Genomic DNA, 3,461 nt, shown 5'->3' with positions numbered 1-3,461 from the left:
GTTCTCCGCGCTGGGCTGGGCGGACGGCGTCGGCCCGGGCTCGCCGCCGTCGCCACCGCACGCGGTGAGCGCCAGCGCCGGCGCGAGCAGCACGACGGCCAGGTGACGTCTGTTCACTAGCGGGCCTCCAGGGAAGCGGGGGCCTAGACGATACGCGCTTTCGCCGCACAACTCCCGGCGTTCGCAAATCCGCCCATGCCGGACAAGTTCGACGGCTCAGTCGGCGGCGCCGGCGTCCTCGCCGCCGTCGGCCCGCTCGTCGGCGACGCGGCGGGTGGCCTGGTGGACGCGGACGGCGAGCAGCGCGCGGGCGAACCGGGCGGCGAGCTCGCCGTCCAGCAGGTCCGGTACCTGGTCGTAGCCGATCATCCCGCCGGGCCGGGCGGTGACGGTGCCGGAGTCGACCTTGATCCCGTGCCCGTCCGGGAGCTCCTCGACGGCCGGCAGGTCCAGCGCCGAGCGGATGGTGTCCTGCAGCGCGCGGACGGTCGCGGCGTCCCGGTTGATGCGGACCTCGGCGTCGTCGGCGCGCTCCTCGGCCCGGTCCGCGCGCTTGCGCTCGGTCTCGATGCGGGACTCGGCGGTGTCGGCGACCTGCTCGGCCCGGTCGGCGCGGGTGGCGAGCTCGGCGGCGCGGGCGGCGACGGAGTCGCGCTCCACCGTCAGCCCCGCGATCTCGCCCTGCGCGGCGGAGAGCTCGGCGCGCAGCCGCCGCTCGGTGTCGGCGGCGCCCTCCAGCTTGGCCCGCACGTCCGCGAGCTCGGCGCGCGCGTCGGTCAGCTCGCCGCGCGCGGTCGCCAGCGCGGCCTGCTCGGCGGACAGCCGGGTCGCCAGCTCGTCGCGTTCCTTCTCGGCGTCGTTGCGCGCCTGGTGCTCGGTGCTCCAGGCCGCCTCGGCGCGCTTGCGCAGCCCCTCCGCGGTGGCGGCCTCATTGGCGGACGTCGCCCGTGCCTGCTGGTGGGCGCCCGCCTCCTTCCAGGCGTTGGCCTCGCTCTCCTGCGCGGCGGCGACGCTGGCCTTCGCCGCGGCGAGGCCCTTGCTCAGCTCCTCCTTCGCTTCGGCGACCTCCTTGCGGGCCGCCTCCGCGTCGGCCTCGGCCCGCGCGGTCCGGGCGTCGGCGTCCGCCGCCGCCTGGCGCGCGGCACGCGCCTCGGCCAGCGCGCTCTCGGCCTTGCCGAGCACGGCGCGCGCCTCGCCGTCGAGCCGGTCGCCCAGCGTCGCGGCGGTCGCGGTGAGCCGCTCGACCAGCTCGGCGAGCCGCTCGACGTCCTGCCCGAACGCCTGCACCGGCGCGGGATCGACCCGGGCGATGGCCCCGCCCTTGCGGACCGCCGCCGGCTCCTCGTCCCCGGTTCTGTCGCCCGGCAGCCGGAGCGGCGCGGTGAGCATGCCCTCGTCCGTGGTCTCCTGATCTTCGCGCACGCGAGCATCCTAGTGAAAACGCCCGGATTTGCACCGCTCGTCCGGTCATTGGATCCCGCGTGCGCGGCCGCGCGGTTCAGGGCTTGCGGGCCTGGACGATCGCCGAGTGCAGACCGTCACCGGCCGGGGCGGTGCGGGTGACCGAGGCGCCGGTGAACCCGGCCGCGGCCAGCGCACGCCGGTACTCGGGGACGGTGAGGGTGCCGTTGGCGCAGCCGACCCGGGCCTCCGCGGCGGCGCGGCGAGCACCGTCCAGCCCCTCGTCGGCGATGACGTCGCTGATGCCGAGGCGCCCGCCCGGCCGGAGCACGCGGAACGCCTCGGCGAGGACGCGGGGCTTGTCGGGCGACAGGTTGATCACGCAGTTGGAGATGACGACGTCCACGGCCGCGTCGGGCAGCGGGACGTCCTCGATACGCCCCTGCAGGAATCGGACGTTCCCCGCACCGGCCCGCGCGGCGTTGGCGCGGGCGAGATCGAGCATGTCGGGGCTGGCGTCCAGCCCGTAGGCGGTGCCGGAGGGACCGACGCGGCGGGCCGACAGCAGCACGTCCAGGCCACCGCCCGAGCCGAGGTCGAGGACGGTCTCGCCGGGCCGCAGGTCGGCGACGGCGAGGGGGTTGCCGCAGCCGAGGCTCGCCCGCACGGCCGCCTCGGGGACGTCGCCGTCCACGTCGTAGGCGGCGGCGCCGAAACAGCCGTCCCCCTCCTCCTCCAGGGGCGTGCCGCCGGCCATGGCGAGCCGCGCGAGCCCGGAGTACCGATCGACCGGATCGCTCATCATGCCTCTCCTTCGTCGGTGCAACCGGGCGGTTCCGGGGCGGGACGGCCCATGACGATGTCGGCGGCCGAGGGGAAGCAGTCCACGCAGGCGTCGTTGATCCGGTAGAACGCCGCGGTGCCGCGCCGCTCGACCAGCACGAACCGGACCTCGGCCAGCGCCTTGAGGTGCGCCGAGACGGTGGACTGCCCGACCGCCACCGCCTCGACGATCTCGCCGACGCGCAGCGGGACGCCGCGGCGCGCCAGCAGCGACACGATCTGGACCCGCGTCGGATCGGCCAGCGCCTTGAACCAGGACGCGTACTCGACCGCCGCGTCCCGGTCGAGTGGCCCTCTCTGCTCATTCATCGTCCATCGACGATAAACGATGGAAGCCGTTCAGGGAAGAGTCTCAGCCTTCGCCGGGGTGGCGAGCAGCGCGCCGAGACGGCCCAGTGCGGTGGGAAGCAGCCAGTAGTACACCCAGGTACCGCGCCGCTCGGACGCGATGAGCCCGGCCTCGCGCAGGATCTTCAGATGGTGCGAGATTGTCGGGGCGGTGACGTCGAACGCGCCGGTCAGCTCGCACACGCACACGCCCACCTCGGCCTGCCGCCCGCCCGCGTGCGCGCCGATGAGGCTCAGCAGCCGGAGCCGGACGGGGTCGGCCAGCGCCTTGAACACCCGCGCCAGCTCGGCCGCCTCGTCCTCCGCCAACGGCTCGGCCACCAGTGGAGAACAGCACCCCGTGGCGGCGACCAACGGCAACGCTTGATTCGACATACCTCTAATTTGACATTCATCGAAGCGAAGATGCAAACTCGACCCTACTTAGAAGTTCATCGAATCAAGGAGGACCCATGTCCCGTGTACAGCTCGCGCTGCGCGTCCCCGACCTGGAGGCGTCGATCGCCTTCTACTCCAGGCTGTTCGGCACGGACCCGGCCAAGGTCCGGGACGGCTACGCCAACTTCGCCATCGCCGAGCCGCCGCTCAAGCTCGTCCTGATCGAGGGCAAGGACGAGGAGGCCACCCGCCTGGACCACCTGGGCGTCGAGGTGGAGGACACCGCCCAGGTGACCGAGGCCACCGAGCGGCTGCAGGAGTCCGGCCTGGCGACCGCCGAGGAGAACGACACGACCTGCTGCTACGCCGTCCAGGACAAGGTCTGGGTCACCGCCCCCGGCAACGAGCCCTGGGAGGTCTACGTGGTCAAGGCCGACGCGGACACCCTCACCAAGCCCGAGACCTCGGCATGCTGCACCCCGACCCCCAAC

The 3,461-nt window shown here is 73.8% G+C and carries 5 protein-coding genes; 1 reads left to right on the top strand and 4 read right to left on the bottom strand.

The genetic code is table 11. The annotated features are described in order from the left end of the window. Positions 1-216: 216 nt before the first annotated feature. The 4 genes from E1200_RS32075 to E1200_RS32060 form a co-directional block, all read right to left on the bottom strand. Complete coding sequence (locus E1200_RS32075; RefSeq protein ID WP_131956228.1) at positions 217-1,422, bottom strand: hypothetical protein; 1,206 nt, start codon at positions 1,420-1,422, stop codon at positions 217-219. Positions 1,423-1,498: 76 nt separating this feature from the next. After that, positions 1,499-2,203, bottom strand: coding sequence for a methyltransferase domain-containing protein (locus tag E1200_RS32070; protein WP_131956226.1), 705 nt, complete (start codon positions 2,201-2,203; stop codon positions 1,499-1,501). Next, positions 2,203-2,553: a metalloregulator ArsR/SmtB family transcription factor gene (locus tag E1200_RS32065; RefSeq protein ID WP_131956224.1), complete on the bottom strand. Its 351-nt coding sequence runs from the start codon at positions 2,551-2,553 to the stop codon at positions 2,203-2,205. The genes E1200_RS32070 and E1200_RS32065 overlap by 1 nt, the downstream gene beginning before the upstream one ends. 30 nt (positions 2,554-2,583) lie before the next feature. Then, positions 2,584-2,967 (bottom strand): metalloregulator ArsR/SmtB family transcription factor, encoded by a 384-nt coding sequence (locus E1200_RS32060; protein ID WP_131956222.1) that lies wholly within the window; start codon positions 2,965-2,967, stop codon positions 2,584-2,586. Between the two features lie 77 nt (positions 2,968-3,044). On the opposite strand from E1200_RS32060, the gene E1200_RS32055 reads away from it, so the two are divergent. Continuing rightward, positions 3,045-3,461: ArsI/CadI family heavy metal resistance metalloenzyme (locus E1200_RS32055; protein ID WP_131956220.1), on the top strand; the 417-nt coding region annotated here is incomplete at its 3' end.

Source organism: Actinomadura sp. GC306 (assembly GCF_004348665.1).
In the GTDB taxonomy this organism is placed as follows: Bacteria; Actinomycetota; Actinomycetes; order Streptosporangiales; family Streptosporangiaceae; genus Spirillospora.
The sequence above is the reverse complement of the archived record's forward strand: the minus strand, read 5'-3'. Positions and strand labels throughout refer to the sequence as shown.

Bases quoted from the DNA above. Each gene is read 5' to 3' on its own strand.
- E1200_RS32070 (WP_131956226.1), bottom strand. From the start codon at position 2,203: ATGAGCGATCCGGTCGATCGGTACTCCGGGCTCGCGCGGCTCGCCATG.
- E1200_RS32065 (WP_131956224.1), bottom strand. From the start codon at position 2,553: ATGAATGAGCAGAGAGGGCCACTCGACCGGGACGCGGCGGTCGAGTAC.
- E1200_RS32060 (WP_131956222.1), bottom strand. From the start codon at position 2,967: ATGTCGAATCAAGCGTTGCCGTTGGTCGCCGCCACGGGGTGCTGTTCT.